Raw genomic sequence first — 12,779 nt, forward strand, 5'->3', positions numbered from 1 at the left:
TTAAAAGAACAACTTAAAGTAAAACTAGGAACTATATCAAGTCCTTTAGAAGAAAAACTCACAACAACATCGCTAGAAAAATTAAATGTTCTTACATTAAATATCTTTAATATCAATAGTGAAGAAGATGTTTTAAAAATTATTTGTTAATAAAAACCCATTTTCATTTTAGAAAATGGGCTCTAATTTTACAATTTCTTTTTTAACATTTCTTCATTTGTAGCGTAGTTCAATGCAGTTTTTTTTGTGATTTTTCCTTCTTTATAGAGATTGAGTAAGCTCATATCAGTTGAAATCATATCAGGTTTATTAGATGCGTAAAGGATACCATCAATTTGAGGTATTTTATGATCTCTAATCATATTACGAATTGCAGGTGTGACTGTCATAATTTCAAAGACAGGAATCAGTTCTCCATTAATATCAGGAACGAGTTGTTGAGTAACAATGGCCTGTAATACCATTGAGAGTTGTACAGCAATTTGTCTTTGTTGGCTTGCTGGAAAAACATCAATAATACGATCTATTGTGTTAGCTGCACCAATTGTATGTAAGGTAGAAAAAACAAGATGACCGGTTTCTGCTGCTGTCATAGTTACATCTATTGTTTCATAATCTCGCATTTCTCCTAGTAAAATAACGTCAGGACTTTGTCGTAGTGAAGCACGTAATGCGACTACATAGCTTTTAGTATCAACTTTTACTTCTCTTTGACTTACAATGCTTTTTTGATGTCTATGTAAAAATTCAATAGGATCTTCTAGTGTAATAATATGTTTTTCTTGTGTTTTGTTAATTTCATTAATAATACAAGCAAGTGTTGTTGATTTACCACTTCCTGCAGGTCCAGTAATTAAGACAAGACCTTTAGACAATTTAGAAAAATCAATAATTTGTTGAGGAATACCTATAAGTTCAGGTTGTGGTAAATCGAAAGTGATGATTCTTACAACAGCAGATAAGGCACCTCTTTGCTTATAGGAACTTACACGAAAACGAGAAATTCCTGGTAATGCAAAGGAAAAATCATCATCACCTTTTTCTTCTAGAATATTAATATCTCTATTGCCAGCAAGTTCATATATTTCTTCTAGATATTTTTTTGTTTGAGGTGGCATAAGTTTTTCTTCATTTTCATGATGAATAGAACCATTTGCACGATAAGAGATAGGCAAACCAGCGACAATAAATATATCTGAAGCATGTGCTTCGACAGCTTTTTCTAATAAATTTACAATATTCATAATACTCTCCTATTCACTTCCTAAAAGAGGAAGTGTACTTTCATTTTTCCATTCTTTGGAAGTTACTTCTTGCCATTTAATAATTTTATATCTGTCTTGATCTTGGGTTAATTGAATTTCAACATCTAAATCTTGATATTGATCAATGTTTTCTTTAAATGAAATGTAAGTATTATTATCTTTTAAAGAAATTTCTATATTTTTAAGAGAAGATAAATCTTTATGGCTAATGATTGCTTGATCAATTTCTTTTAATTGTTTTTGTGCATGAGAATAAGCTAAATAATAATTTTCAGTTTTTAAAACAGCTTTATCTGTATATTTTTGATCTCTTAGAGAACTAGACAGAGAAAGTGTTGCAAAAACAATTAAACAAATAACAATAAAAACAACAAGTAATAAAGAAGTTCCCATATTAATAATTGGAAAAGATTTTTTATGATTCATGGTTATCCTCCTTTATATATTGATCACTTGTAATAGAATAAATCTTTTTGTGGTAATGATAGACTCTTACATGAATTGTTTCTATTGAGTCTTTATCACTACAATAAATTTTAATAGAATAAGTTGAATTCTTTTTATGACAGTCTTTCCAGTTTTTATCATAATAATGAATATATTCTTGATTAACTTGATAAATTGTAGGATCATTTAAAAATTCTTCTACATAGCCTGTTGCTAAATTCATAGAAATATTGATATCATTTGTTTCTTTAGATAAAGAATGGGCTTTAACGAAAAATTGAACACATATACTTGATGCTAAAGCAAAAAAAGCAATGGCAATTACTAATTCGAAAATAAAAATATGTGTTTGTCTATTAATATTTTTCATTTTAGACCTCCTTTATTTTGATTGGATTGCAACATTTGTATTAATTTCTTTATGATCTACAATACATGAAAAATGGTATAAATAAGGATTGATTTGTTGCATTTTTAAATGTGATACAGGCATTATTTTTTTACCATCATCTTTATCAAATTCAAGTTGATTAGAAATAAATAACTCTTTTAAATAACCCTTATCTTCATAAAGATAAGTTGTATATTTGCCTTGACTATAAGATGACTTTAATACCAAAACATCTTTTTGATCAATTTGTTGTAATGAAACACTGCCTATCAAATCATTTTGATGTATTTTTTGAGTAATATAGGATAGAGCAGTGCGTGTTTGATAATTACTTTGTTCTAATTGAACGGTCTTTCTATACGTATGAAAAGAAAGAATTAAAACAATAAAACAACTACTGATAAAAACAAAGAATAAAGCAATTGGAAAAATCATATCAATTACATGTTTATTTTTATTCATATGCTCCCTCCTTCCTGATGACAACGATATCAGGAGCAATATTTTCACCGAGCACTTGATAATCTACAAAAAAGATTTTCTTATTATAAGTTAAACCGTATTCTTTTTCTAAAACATTTAAACTTTCTGGATAGTGACCAACAAGAACATAATACTGACTAACGCATCTTTCAATTGCCGTTTCTAAATTGGTTTGTTGTTCATCTATAGATTGTTTAGACATAGATTGAACACCATAATTAAATAGACCAGCAACACTTAAAAAAATAATGACAGAAATAACAATATTTTTAAAAGGATGATTTCTTTTTTGATTTGTGAATCTCATAAAAAGTACCCCCTATATATTTGACATAATTCCTAAAAGTGGCAACATGACAGATAATAAGATAACTCCAACAATAATAGAAAGGATAATAACAAGTGTTGGTTCTAAAATATTAATATACGAGCTTATTTTTTCATCAATTTCATCTTCTAATTGATTAGCAATATCATCCATAATAGAATCTACTTGACCGGCTTTTTCAGCAATATTCAACATTCTAGCTTGAACACCAGTAAAAATATGACTATCATGAAAAGATTTTGCTAGACTCGATCCTTCATCTAAAAGATTTTGGCAATCATTGATTTCTTTTTGAAAATGTTTGTCATAAATAAGTTCTTTGGATAATTCGATACAACGATCAAAAGGGAGCCCACTTTTTAAAGAAAGAGACATTCCTCCAGCTAAACGACAAGCATATATTTTATGAAATAAATTTTTTATACCTTTAAAATGATAGAAAATAGTTTTAAATTTTTCTTTTCCTTTTTTATTGTGTAATAAATAAAAGATAAAACCAATTACAATTAATAAAATAATAATAAAAACAGCAGCATACTTAGATAAAGTATTTCCAAGTAAAAGAATTCCTTTAGATAATCCAGTCATCTCATGACCTAATTGTTGAAAAACTTGATTAAAAATAGGCATTACTTTTGTCATTAAAATAACAATAATGACAACCATCATCAAAATCATGATCATTGGATAAGTAATAGCATTCTTTATACTTTGTAAAATCATTTCTTCTCTTTGATAATGATGAGACAATGCATCCATAACTTCATCATTTCTTCCAGTTTCTTCACCGATTTCTAGCATCTGGATCATATAATCAGGAAAAACAGATGTTTTCTTTAAAGATATAGCAAGTGAAGATGTCATTGTTAAATCTTCATAGATTTTTTCTAAAAGTTGTTTTTCATTTTCATTTTGACTATCTTCTATCATCATAGAAATACCTTCTATTGGTGAAATACCAGCTTTTAAAATCATAGACATTTGTTTACAAAAGCTAGATAATTCTAAATTTGTAAGTACTTCATTCTTTTTATTCATAAATATCATCCCCTCTAATATGTATATTTTACTATATATTTACTACCATCACCGATATATTTTTTTACATCTTTACTTTTATTATTCGCTCCTAAAGTTGGGTCTAATAAAGACCAGTCTTTGCCATCAAATTCAATAATATTGTCTATCCAACCAGTTTCATCTACATAACAACTGATCCAGGCATGATATACTTCACCAACATAACCTACTTCGAGTTTTGTAGGAATTCCTTGAGATCTAAGCATCGCACAAGTTAAAGAGGCATAGTCGAAACAAATACCTGTTTTATCATTTAATGTTTGATCAGGATCAGGGACATAACCATATTGTACATTATTTGCTTTTTCTTTATCATATTTTATATTTTTAATAATGTAATTATAAACATTTGAAACAACATCTAAAGATGAATAGCATTTTTTAGCGAGTTGTTGTGCTTTTTTGACACAAAGAGAATCTTTATTAAATGAAATATAATAATTAGAATAAAGAAATGGTAGATACTCGTTTTCTAAAGAGACATCTATTTGTTGTGTAAAACAAGTTGCATAGAGATTTTTAGTCAGATCAACGGATTCTAAAACAGTTATTTTATAAGTACCATTTCCTCCTGGTAAAGGATATGTAACAAATTGATTTAAATACGTAACAGGATATGTATAATTATTTTGATCAGGAGAGGTTACTTGTATTTTAACTTTTTCATTATGTCCACTATAATTAACCATAATATATCCTGAAGATGTATGTGACGCATCAACACTTACGTTATTTTCTTGATAAGTAACTTGATAGTCGGTAGAAGGTAAATATAATTGTGGAGATGAATCACGTAATTTTTTTGATTCCTTTTTTGAATCATTGTTTGAACAGCCGGTAATACAAAAAAGACATGTAATTGTAGAAATAAAAAAAATAAATAATTTTTTTATTTTCATAAAATGCCCCCTTTGCTTATTCATCATTTATTATATCATATTCAAAGGAAGTTTGTCATAAATAGAAAGCTGATGTACAATAATAAAGAAATGAGGTGATCATCATCGCAAATTCAGGTAAAAGATGTTTATGTAGATGTATAAAGTCAATGAACATCATTATTGGAAAAGAAGAAAATACTTTATTTGAAAAAGGAGCAATCTATGATTGTGTTATTAAAGGAGAAATAAATGAACAACTTTATTATAAAGTATATGGTGATGAGTTCACTTTATCTTGTACAGAAAAAGAATTCCATCAAAATTTTTTGATTATCAAACATAAAAAGACGAATGAAGGAAAGTAGAAATTTTGAATTTTATAAGAAGTATGATAAAATAAGTTGCATAAAAAGGAGTAAAGAATATGGAACGTGTATATTATATTGATCATGTAAGTAATGATGATATTAATGCTTTATCTTTAAAGTTAAATAGTATGCAAGAAGTGTCACATATTAAAATAAATAAGGATTCTATTTCGTTTAATTGTGCACGACCAGATAATATACAAAACTATTTAGATGAATCAAAGATGGATTATGTACTTCAAGAAATGGTCAATCGAAAGAAAAGAGAGTATGTTTCTAATCAAGCAAAAGTAGAAAAAATCTTCATGTTTACGAATTTGGAAAATGAAGAAGATGCACACGAAATACAAAACATTCTTTCTAAATATAGTGTTTATGAAAATGTTCAATTAGATTTTCAAAACAAACTTTTAACATTAACAACTTCAGCAAAAGCATTACCTCGTATTTCACGTATTGTTGAAAATGTTAATCCTGAAATACAAGTAGAACAATGGAAAAAGCCCTTTAAATCACAAGATTTATTTAATGAAAAATATGTACAAAAGTATGCAAGAATTGCTTTATTATGTGTAGGTATTGCACTTGGATTGGTTACTTTTGGAGATACTTCATTTTTAACTTATGTAGGATGGATGATAGCTTTACTTATTTGTAATGAAAAAGTACTTGTTGAAGTTAAAAGAGATTTACAGTTAAAAAATTATTTATCAGAAAATAATATCTTTTTATTAGCTTGTTTTATGGGATGGATCTATGGAGCATTTATTGAAGCGATGGTTGTTTCTATCATGTATCAAGCTGGTAAACAATTGATTATGCAAGTAACACAATGGTCTATGGAAAAGATCGATGATTTAGTAGCGCATCAAAACTTAGGAAGAAGATTACGTAAAGGAAAAGAAGAAATGATTCCTTTAGGTGACTTTGATATTGGAGATGTTATCGTTGTCAATGAGGGTGAAACCATTCCTTTAGGTGGTAAAATTATTAAGGGAAATGCTAAATTGGATGTTTATGCCATTGATGGTAGTGATGTATGTATTAAATCAAAAATTGGAAATGAAGTTTATAGTGGAACTGTTGTTACAGAAGGATATTTACATGTAAAAACAACAGCTTTATATGAAGATTCAGCAATGTCTAAAGTTTTAGATATTGCGATGAATGCACCAATGTCTTCATCACATACAGAAAAAATTATTTTTAAAGTTTCTGATGTTTATTCTAAAGCTTTAATTATTGTTGGTTTAGTATGCTGTGTTGTTTTACCATTAATAAATTTAACAGATAATTTAAAATATATGTATTTAGGAATTATTATGTTGACTGTTTCTGGAAGTTTTGCCTATGTTCAAGGAGCATCCTTTACTTTACTTGCGGGAATAGCTAAAGCATTCTCTAAAAAAATTGCGATTAAAGAAAATAGCGGGTTGGATGATTTAAATACATGTACAACAATTATCTATGATCGTTTTGATGGTATTGAAACAACAGAAGAAGAAATGGATCTTTTTGAAAAAATCAAAGGATTACATAAATCATTGATTATTTTTAATGACGGACCGGTTGATTTAGAAAATGATGAATATACAATTTATAACAATTATAGTGTTGAACAAAAATTAAAAGTTATGGATAAAACACTTGTTGCTGGACCTGTTGCTTATATTGGAGATTGTGATAAAGATATTGCTTTACTTCAAAAGGCTTCTGTTGCCATTTCTCGTGGTGGTGTGCATAATGAAAAAGTACAACGTAATAGTGATATTATGTTGACGGATTCTAATTTTGATACAATTATTGATTTATTAAAAATAGCTAGAAAACAAAAGAGTATTAATATTGGAAATACTTTTATTGGGATTGTGATTAGCTTGCTTGTTGTATTATTAGCAGTTATTTCATTTATTTCTTGGTGGGTAGCTTGTTTAATTTATATTTTAGAATCAATACTTGTTTTATTGAATTCACAAAATATTGTAAGAATGTAAAATGCAAAGATTTCTTTGCATTTTTTTAGGAGAAAAAAATGAAAGTAAAAAAAGAAATGTTATTAATGGATTATCTATTATTATCTTATAATCGCAAAAATGCTAAAAACTTATTAAAATATAAACAAGTTTATGTAAATAACCAACAAATTAGTCAGTTTGATTATTTATTACATGAAAATGACCAAGTAGAAATCAAAAAAGAAAATACATCTTCATTAGAGATTTTATATGAAGATCAAGAATTTGTTGTAATCAATAAACCTTCTGGTTTATTAAGCATGTCAGATGGTAAAGAAAAAGAAAAAGCAGCTTATCATTATGTAAGTGAATATTTAAAAAAACAAGACAGAAAACAAAAAGTATTTATTGTTCATCGTTTAGATCGAGAAACATCTGGTGTTTTAATGTTTTGTAAAAATGAAAAAATAAGAGATTTATTACAAAAAGATTGGAATAAAATCGTTTATTTAAGAGGCTATATGGCTTTAGTAGAAGGTAAAGGCTTAAAAAATGGAACATTAAAAAACTATTTGGCAGAAAGTAAAAGTCAACAAGTTTATGTTACAAGTAAAGAAAAAGGGAAACTTGCGATTACGCATTATAAAGCTATTAAAGAAATGAAAAACCAAACCCTTTTAGAAATACAATTAGATACAGGTAGAAAAAATCAAATCAGAGTTCAATTATCAAATATTCATCATCCAATTGTTGGCGATAAAAAATATGGAGCAACAACGAATCCACTGAGAAGGCTTGGATTACATGCACATGCATTTGGTTTTATTCATCCTGTTACTAAAAAGAAATATGAATTTAAGGTGGATTGTCCAAAAGGATTTTATGGTAAAAAATAAGAGGTGAAGAAAATGGAATCTATGATTGAGTTTGTACATCAAAGGATAAAAAAACATAAATATCAAAACGGGATTGATTTTACGATGGGAAATGGTCATGATACACTGTTTTTAAGTGATTATTGTCATCATGTTTATAGTTATGATATTCAATCATTAGCGTTAAATAATACAAAAGAATTAGTAAAGAGAAAAAAGAATATTACTTTATTTTTAAAAAGTCATGAATATTTTGATGAAGATGTTCGAGATTTTGAGGTTGGAATTTTTAATCTAGGTTATTTACCAGGTGGCAATCATGAATGTGTAACACAGTATGAAATAACCTTAAAAACAATAAAAAAAGCTTTGAAACATTTAGTCAAAGGTGGATGTTTGTATGTGGTTGTTTATATTGGACATGATCAAGGGAAAGAAAGTACAAATTTGGATGCATATTTTCGTACTTTAGATCATAAACTATATAATGTAGCAAAGTTTGAGATGATGAATAAAAACAATTCGCCATATGTTGTTATTATTGAAAAAAGGTAAATCAAATCAGTAAAAACGTGCTATAATAAATATATAGAAAAGGGGAGATTATTATGGCAAAAAAAGTGAATATTGAAATTACAAATCCTGTAGGTCTTTATGCTTCTCCAGCTACTGAATTAGTGGATGCGGTTAAACTTTATAAAAGTCATGTGACGCTCAATTATAATGAAAAATCAGTAAATATGAAGTCTTTAATGGGTGTTTTGTCTCTTGGAATTCCTCATAAGGCAAAAATTGAAATTGTTGTAGAAGGTGAAGATGAAGGTACAGCAATGGATATGATTGTTGAAAAAATCAAATCACTTGAAATTGGAACGATCCAATAATAAAAATACGCAAAAGCGTATTTTTATTTTATCTTTTTAATATCCATATCTTTAGGTAAAACAAGACTTAGAATAATTGAAGCAACAAAAACAACAGCAACGCAATTTCCAGCAAAAACATCTTGAATGATTTGTGGAAAAATATGCCCAATATTAGCTTCTGTTCCTGAAGTAAATCCAATTCCAACAGTTAATGATAAAGCAACAATTGTTACATTTCTTTGATTAAATCCAGCTTTAGAAATCATTTCAATTCCAATTGTAAGAATAAGTATCAAACATCATAATTGTACAATCACCTAAAACAGATTCAGGCAATGATGAAAAGAAATTACCAATAGGTGGAAGTAAACCCGCTAAGATCATACAAATAGCTCCTGTAGCAATCGTAAAACGATTGACGAATTTTGTCATATTGATTGAACCAACATTTTGACTAAAAGAAGTAATCGATAGAACTACAAAAACCATCATAAGCTAAAGAACCAGAAATTTCTTCTTCTGTAACTTCACGGTTTAATCCTGAGTTTACAAGGGTTGAGTATCACCAATCGTTTCAGCAGCTGAAACTAAGAAAATAACGACGACAGCGATAATCGCGCCAAGATCAAACTTTATTTTAAAAGGAAGTAGATGAGGTAAAGTAATCAATCCACCATTAAAAATAATAGATAAATCTACTTTTCCCATAAAAATAGCAAGAATATAGCCAACAATTAAACCAAATAAAACAGATAATTGTTTCCAATATGATTTTGCGAAAATATTAAATAATAAACAAGCTGCTAAAGTGATAATTCCTAAAAGTAAATTTTTAGCAGAACCAAAACTTTCACTGTAACCTCCACCAAAAGAACGTGTTCCAACAGAAAAAAGTGAAAAACCAATGGACGTAACAACAGATGCAGCAACGATTGGTGTAATAATTTTTTTCCAATAACGTGCAAGTAGTCCTAAGCAACCTTCAATTAGTCCACCTATTAAAACTGCACCCATGAATCATAAGTAGCACCTACATAGGTTAAGATAGCTACAAAAGTAAAGCTGACACCCATAACAATAGGTAAACGTGAACCGATTTTCCAAATAGGATATAATTGAATCAAAGTTGCAATTCCTGCAATAAACATTGCATTTTGTAATAAAAATGCAATTTCTGTTTGTTTTAAACCAGATGCAAGACCAATTAAAGTAATTGGTGAAAGGTTAGCAACAAACATTGCTAAGATATGCTGCAATCCAAAAGGAATTGCTTTTAAAATTGGAACTTTACCATCTAATTTGTAAAGATTTTCCATACTTGTATTGTTTTCTTTTATAATTTTCCCCTTATTAATAAAAGGTAGTGAATTCTAATATGTCTTTATAAGAAAAATGATAATTTTCAAAAAAAGAGAACGTTTTTTTTAGAAATTTGAAGGAGATAAAAAAGTGTGGTATAGTGTAAAAGAAATAAAGAGTGAAGGGGAATGAAGTTTATGGAAAACTTTATAAAGTTAATGTTGGCATTTGGTATTGGACTTTTATTAGTTTTACTTGCAATGCCTAAAGTCATCCCATTTCTACATAAAATGAAATTTGGACAAGTAGAAAGAGAAGAGGGATTAGAATCACATAAGAAAAAAGGTGGAACACCTACAATGGGTGGTGTTGTTTTTGTTTTAGCGGCAGTGATTGCGGCGTTTGTTGTAAATTATAAAAATATAACAAATCCTAATTTGATTTTAATTACAATTGTTTTAGTAGGTTATAGTTTAATTGGATTTATTGACGATGCTTTAATTATTTTAAAACATCAAAATGAAGGATTGAAAGCATGGCAAAAATTCTTGATGCAAGCTATTTTGGCAGTAGGATGTTATTTGTATCTAGAAAATTTTGTACCTGGTTTTACAACAGAAGTGACTATTCCAATTGTGAAAGTAAATATTGATTTTGGTTGGTTCTATGCTGTTTTAGTATTTATTATGTTTACCGGTGAAAGTAATGGTGTTAATTTATCTGATGGTTTGGATGGTCTTGCGACAGGTCTTTCAATGGTTGCAATTGCACCATTTATCATCTATGCTATTATGATTAAAGATTATACGATTGCAAGTTATGCTACAGCAATGGTTGGAGCATTACTTGGATTTATGTATTTTAATTATCATCCGGCACGTATTTTTATGGGAGATGTTGGTTCTCTTGGACTTGGTGGATTTTTAGCTATTTTAGCAATCCTAACAAAACAAGAATTATTGTTAATTGTTGTTGGTGGTGTCTTCTTAATGGAAACTTTATCAGTAATTATTCAAGTTGTTTCTTTTAAAACAAGAGGAAAACGTGTCTTTAAAATGGCACCAATTCATCATCATTTTGAAATGTTAGGTTGGTCTGAACAACAAGTAACGATTTCATTTTGGTTTATTGGATTTATTTGTGGTATTATCGCTATTGTGATAGGAGTTATGTAAAATGTTAACAGGAAAAAAGGTTTTAGTGATTGGTCTTGCTAGAAGTGGTAAGGCAGCAGTCAAGTTATTACAAAAGTTAAATGCAACAATTACAATCAATGAAGGAAAAGAATTAGAAAAGATTGAAGGATATCAAGAATACTTGGATGCAGGTATTGAAATTATTGCTGGTGGACATCCAGATGAACTTTTTGAAAGAGACTTTGATTTTGTTGTTAAAAATCCAGGAATTAATTATCATAAACCTTTTATTTTAAGATTAAAGGAAAGAGGTATTCCTGTTTATACAGAAATTGAATTGGCTTATCAAGTAGCTAAAAAACAACATTATATTGCTGTTACAGGTACAAATGGTAAAACAACAACTGTTACTTTGATTTATGAAATATTAAAAGCACAATATGAACATGTTCATTTTGCAGGTAATATTGGTAAACCTTTATGTGATGTTGTTTTAGAAAATAATTTATTAGAAGAAGAAAATCATTATATTGTTATTGAAATGTCTAATTTCCAATTACTAGATATTGATAAATTTAGACCAGAAATTTCAACTGTTATTAATTTAACACCTGATCATTTAGATTATATGGCTTCATTAGATGAATATTATGCTTCTAAGATGCGTATTTATGAAAATTGTGAAAGTGATGATGAAGTTTTTGTTAATAATATTGATGATGAAACTTTACAAGAATATTTACAAAGATATCATGTTTATTGTTGTGTTTTAACACAATCTTTAAATAAACCAGCTGATTGTAGCATTATTGATCAAGCGATTTATTTTAGAGGGGAACATATTATTGATTTAAAGGATATTAAGATTGTAGGAGATCATAATGTCCAAAATATTATGATTGCGACTACTATTTGTTTAGTTGCTGGAGTAAGTCCTCGAGTGATTAAAGATGTTGTGAGTCATTTTAAAGGGGTTGAACATCGTATTGAATTCGTTAGAGAATATAATGGTGTTAGAGTTTATAATGATTCAAAAGCAACAAATACAGATGCAAGTATTATTGCTTTAAAAGCTTTTAAACAACCGGTTATTCTATTAATGGGTGGTTTTGATAAAGGATTAGACTTACAAGAAATGTCTACTTATAATTCATGTATTAAAAAGCTCGTGACTTTTGGAGCGGCAGGTAAACGTTTTAAAGAAGATATGCATCATCAAAATGCTTATTATGAAGAAACTTTAAAAGATGCTGTTAATAAAGCATTTGAAATAAGTGAACCAGGAGATATCATCTTACTTTCTCCATCAACAAGTTCATTTGATGAATTCAAGGGTTATGAAGAAAGAGGAAGAATTTTCAAACAATATGTAAATGAAAAATAAGAGAGTACAAAGCATACTCTC

General features: G+C 28.2%; 16 protein-coding genes and 1 pseudogene. 7 read left to right on the forward strand and 10 right to left on the reverse strand.

From position 1 onward, the window contains the following. Nucleotides 1-188 precede the first annotated feature (188 nt). Genes HUU89_RS11630 through HUU89_RS11660 form a run of 7 tightly spaced genes read right to left on the reverse strand, consistent with a single transcriptional unit; the run spans nucleotide 189 to nucleotide 4,893 of the window. Nucleotides 189-1,244, reverse strand: coding sequence for a type IV pilus twitching motility protein PilT (locus HUU89_RS11630; protein ID WP_175301832.1), 1,056 nt, complete (start codon nucleotides 1,242-1,244; stop codon nucleotides 189-191). 9 nt (nucleotides 1,245-1,253) lie between these two features. Further along, entirely contained in the window at nucleotides 1,254-1,691 is a 438-nt protein-coding gene (locus HUU89_RS11635; RefSeq protein ID WP_032089513.1) for a hypothetical protein, read from the reverse strand. Next, a complete protein-coding gene (locus HUU89_RS11640) occupies nucleotides 1,681-2,082 on the reverse strand; it encodes a hypothetical protein (protein WP_175301833.1) in 402 nt (133 codons plus the stop codon). The genes HUU89_RS11635 and HUU89_RS11640 overlap by 11 nt, the downstream gene beginning before the upstream one ends. 12 nt (nucleotides 2,083-2,094) lie before the next feature. Continuing rightward, nucleotides 2,095-2,565: a DUF4860 domain-containing protein gene (locus tag HUU89_RS11645; protein WP_175301834.1), complete on the reverse strand. Its 471-nt coding sequence runs from the start codon at nucleotides 2,563-2,565 to the stop codon at nucleotides 2,095-2,097. Then, nucleotides 2,558-2,893, reverse strand: a complete 336-nt coding sequence (locus HUU89_RS11650) for a type II secretion system protein (RefSeq protein WP_032089515.1) — start codon at nucleotides 2,891-2,893, stop codon at nucleotides 2,558-2,560. The genes HUU89_RS11645 and HUU89_RS11650 overlap by 8 nt, the downstream gene beginning before the upstream one ends. Nucleotides 2,894-2,905: 12 nt before the next feature. After that, nucleotides 2,906-3,952 carry a type II secretion system F family protein gene (locus HUU89_RS11655; RefSeq protein ID WP_175301835.1) on the reverse strand — a complete coding sequence of 349 codons (1,047 nt, stop codon included), beginning with the start codon at nucleotides 3,950-3,952 and terminating at the stop codon, nucleotides 2,906-2,908. Between the two features lie 14 nt (nucleotides 3,953-3,966). Further along, nucleotides 3,967-4,893, reverse strand: a complete 927-nt coding sequence (locus tag HUU89_RS11660) for a transglutaminase domain-containing protein (protein ID WP_032089517.1) — start codon at nucleotides 4,891-4,893, stop codon at nucleotides 3,967-3,969. 149 nt (nucleotides 4,894-5,042) lie between these two features. Between HUU89_RS11660 and HUU89_RS11665 the strand changes: the two genes are divergently transcribed. The 5 genes from HUU89_RS11665 to HUU89_RS11685 are packed head-to-tail and all read left to right on the forward strand — an operon-like array spanning nucleotide 5,043 to nucleotide 8,957. Then, nucleotides 5,043-5,240, forward strand: a complete 198-nt coding sequence (locus HUU89_RS11665) for a hypothetical protein (RefSeq protein WP_022001418.1) — start codon at nucleotides 5,043-5,045, stop codon at nucleotides 5,238-5,240. Nucleotides 5,241-5,299: 59 nt separating this feature from the next. Next, complete coding sequence (locus tag HUU89_RS11670; protein WP_175301836.1) at nucleotides 5,300-7,237, forward strand: hypothetical protein; 1,938 nt, start codon at nucleotides 5,300-5,302, stop codon at nucleotides 7,235-7,237. A gap of 38 nt (nucleotides 7,238-7,275) precedes the next feature. Beyond that, nucleotides 7,276-8,094, forward strand: a complete 819-nt coding sequence (locus HUU89_RS11675; protein WP_175301837.1) for an RluA family pseudouridine synthase — start codon at nucleotides 7,276-7,278, stop codon at nucleotides 8,092-8,094. Nucleotides 8,095-8,106: 12 nt separating this feature from the next. After that, complete coding sequence (locus HUU89_RS11680; RefSeq protein WP_175301838.1) at nucleotides 8,107-8,628, forward strand: tRNA (mnm(5)s(2)U34)-methyltransferase; 522 nt, start codon at nucleotides 8,107-8,109, stop codon at nucleotides 8,626-8,628. A 53-nt stretch (nucleotides 8,629-8,681) separates the two neighbouring features. After that, nucleotides 8,682-8,957, forward strand: coding sequence for an HPr family phosphocarrier protein (locus HUU89_RS11685; protein ID WP_022001414.1), 276 nt, complete (start codon nucleotides 8,682-8,684; stop codon nucleotides 8,955-8,957). A gap of 23 nt (nucleotides 8,958-8,980) precedes the next feature. Here HUU89_RS11685 and HUU89_RS15115 read toward each other — a convergent pair whose 3' ends face one another. From HUU89_RS15115 to HUU89_RS15125, 3 genes and pseudogenes are all read right to left on the reverse strand, one after another. Continuing rightward, entirely contained in the window at nucleotides 8,981-9,205 is a 225-nt protein-coding gene (locus tag HUU89_RS15115; RefSeq protein WP_254697770.1) for a hypothetical protein, read from the reverse strand. 1 nt (nucleotide 9,206) lies between these two features. Then, a pseudogene (locus tag HUU89_RS15120) lies at nucleotides 9,207-9,953 on the reverse strand (uracil-xanthine permease family protein). Beyond that, nucleotides 9,938-10,255: a solute carrier family 23 protein gene (locus HUU89_RS15125; protein ID WP_254697771.1), complete on the reverse strand. Its 318-nt coding sequence runs from the start codon at nucleotides 10,253-10,255 to the stop codon at nucleotides 9,938-9,940. The pseudogene HUU89_RS15120 and the gene HUU89_RS15125 overlap by 16 nt, the downstream one beginning before the upstream one ends. 180 nt (nucleotides 10,256-10,435) lie before the next feature. Here HUU89_RS15125 and mraY point away from each other — a divergent pair, with 180 nt between their 5' ends. Together mraY and murD are read left to right on the forward strand one after the other, a co-directional pair. Further along, nucleotides 10,436-11,413 (forward strand): phospho-N-acetylmuramoyl-pentapeptide-transferase, encoded by a 978-nt coding sequence (gene mraY, locus HUU89_RS11695; protein ID WP_032089521.1) that lies wholly within the window; start codon nucleotides 10,436-10,438, stop codon nucleotides 11,411-11,413. 1 nt (nucleotide 11,414) lies between these two features. Then, the gene (gene murD, locus HUU89_RS11700; protein ID WP_175301839.1) at nucleotides 11,415-12,758 is read left to right on the forward strand and encodes a UDP-N-acetylmuramoyl-L-alanine--D-glutamate ligase; all 1,344 of its coding nucleotides are present in this window, start codon (nucleotides 11,415-11,417) and stop codon (nucleotides 12,756-12,758) included. The last annotated feature ends 21 nt before the right edge of the window (nucleotides 12,759-12,779 follow it).

Source organism: Faecalibacillus sp. H12 (assembly GCF_013361255.1).
Lineage (GTDB): Bacteria > Bacillota_I > Bacilli_A > Erysipelotrichales > Coprobacillaceae > Faecalibacillus > Faecalibacillus intestinalis.

Bases quoted from the DNA above. Each gene is read 5' to 3' on its own strand.
- HUU89_RS11630 (WP_175301832.1), bottom strand. From the start codon at position 1,244: ATGAATATTGTAAATTTATTAGAAAAAGCTGTCGAAGCACATGCTTCA.
- HUU89_RS11635 (WP_032089513.1), bottom strand. From the start codon at position 1,691: ATGAATCATAAAAAATCTTTTCCAATTATTAATATGGGAACTTCTTTA.
- HUU89_RS11640 (WP_175301833.1), bottom strand. From the start codon at position 2,082: ATGAAAAATATTAATAGACAAACACATATTTTTATTTTCGAATTAGTA.
- HUU89_RS11645 (WP_175301834.1), bottom strand. From the start codon at position 2,565: ATGAATAAAAATAAACATGTAATTGATATGATTTTTCCAATTGCTTTA.
- HUU89_RS11650 (WP_032089515.1), bottom strand. From the start codon at position 2,893: ATGAGATTCACAAATCAAAAAAGAAATCATCCTTTTAAAAATATTGTT.
- HUU89_RS11655 (WP_175301835.1), bottom strand. From the start codon at position 3,952: ATGAATAAAAAGAATGAAGTACTTACAAATTTAGAATTATCTAGCTTT.
- HUU89_RS11660 (WP_032089517.1), bottom strand. From the start codon at position 4,893: ATGAAAATAAAAAAATTATTTATTTTTTTTATTTCTACAATTACATGT.
- HUU89_RS11665 (WP_022001418.1), top strand. From the start codon at position 5,043: ATGAACATCATTATTGGAAAAGAAGAAAATACTTTATTTGAAAAAGGA.
- HUU89_RS11670 (WP_175301836.1), top strand. From the start codon at position 5,300: ATGGAACGTGTATATTATATTGATCATGTAAGTAATGATGATATTAAT.
- HUU89_RS11675 (WP_175301837.1), top strand. From the start codon at position 7,276: ATGAAAGTAAAAAAAGAAATGTTATTAATGGATTATCTATTATTATCT.
- HUU89_RS11680 (WP_175301838.1), top strand. From the start codon at position 8,107: ATGGAATCTATGATTGAGTTTGTACATCAAAGGATAAAAAAACATAAA.
- HUU89_RS11685 (WP_022001414.1), top strand. From the start codon at position 8,682: ATGGCAAAAAAAGTGAATATTGAAATTACAAATCCTGTAGGTCTTTAT.
- HUU89_RS15115 (WP_254697770.1), bottom strand. From the start codon at position 9,205: ATGATTTCTAAAGCTGGATTTAATCAAAGAAATGTAACAATTGTTGCT.
- HUU89_RS15125 (WP_254697771.1), bottom strand. From the start codon at position 10,255: ATGGAAAATCTTTACAAATTAGATGGTAAAGTTCCAATTTTAAAAGCA.
- mraY (WP_032089521.1), top strand. From the start codon at position 10,436: ATGGAAAACTTTATAAAGTTAATGTTGGCATTTGGTATTGGACTTTTA.
- murD (WP_175301839.1), top strand. From the start codon at position 11,415: ATGTTAACAGGAAAAAAGGTTTTAGTGATTGGTCTTGCTAGAAGTGGT.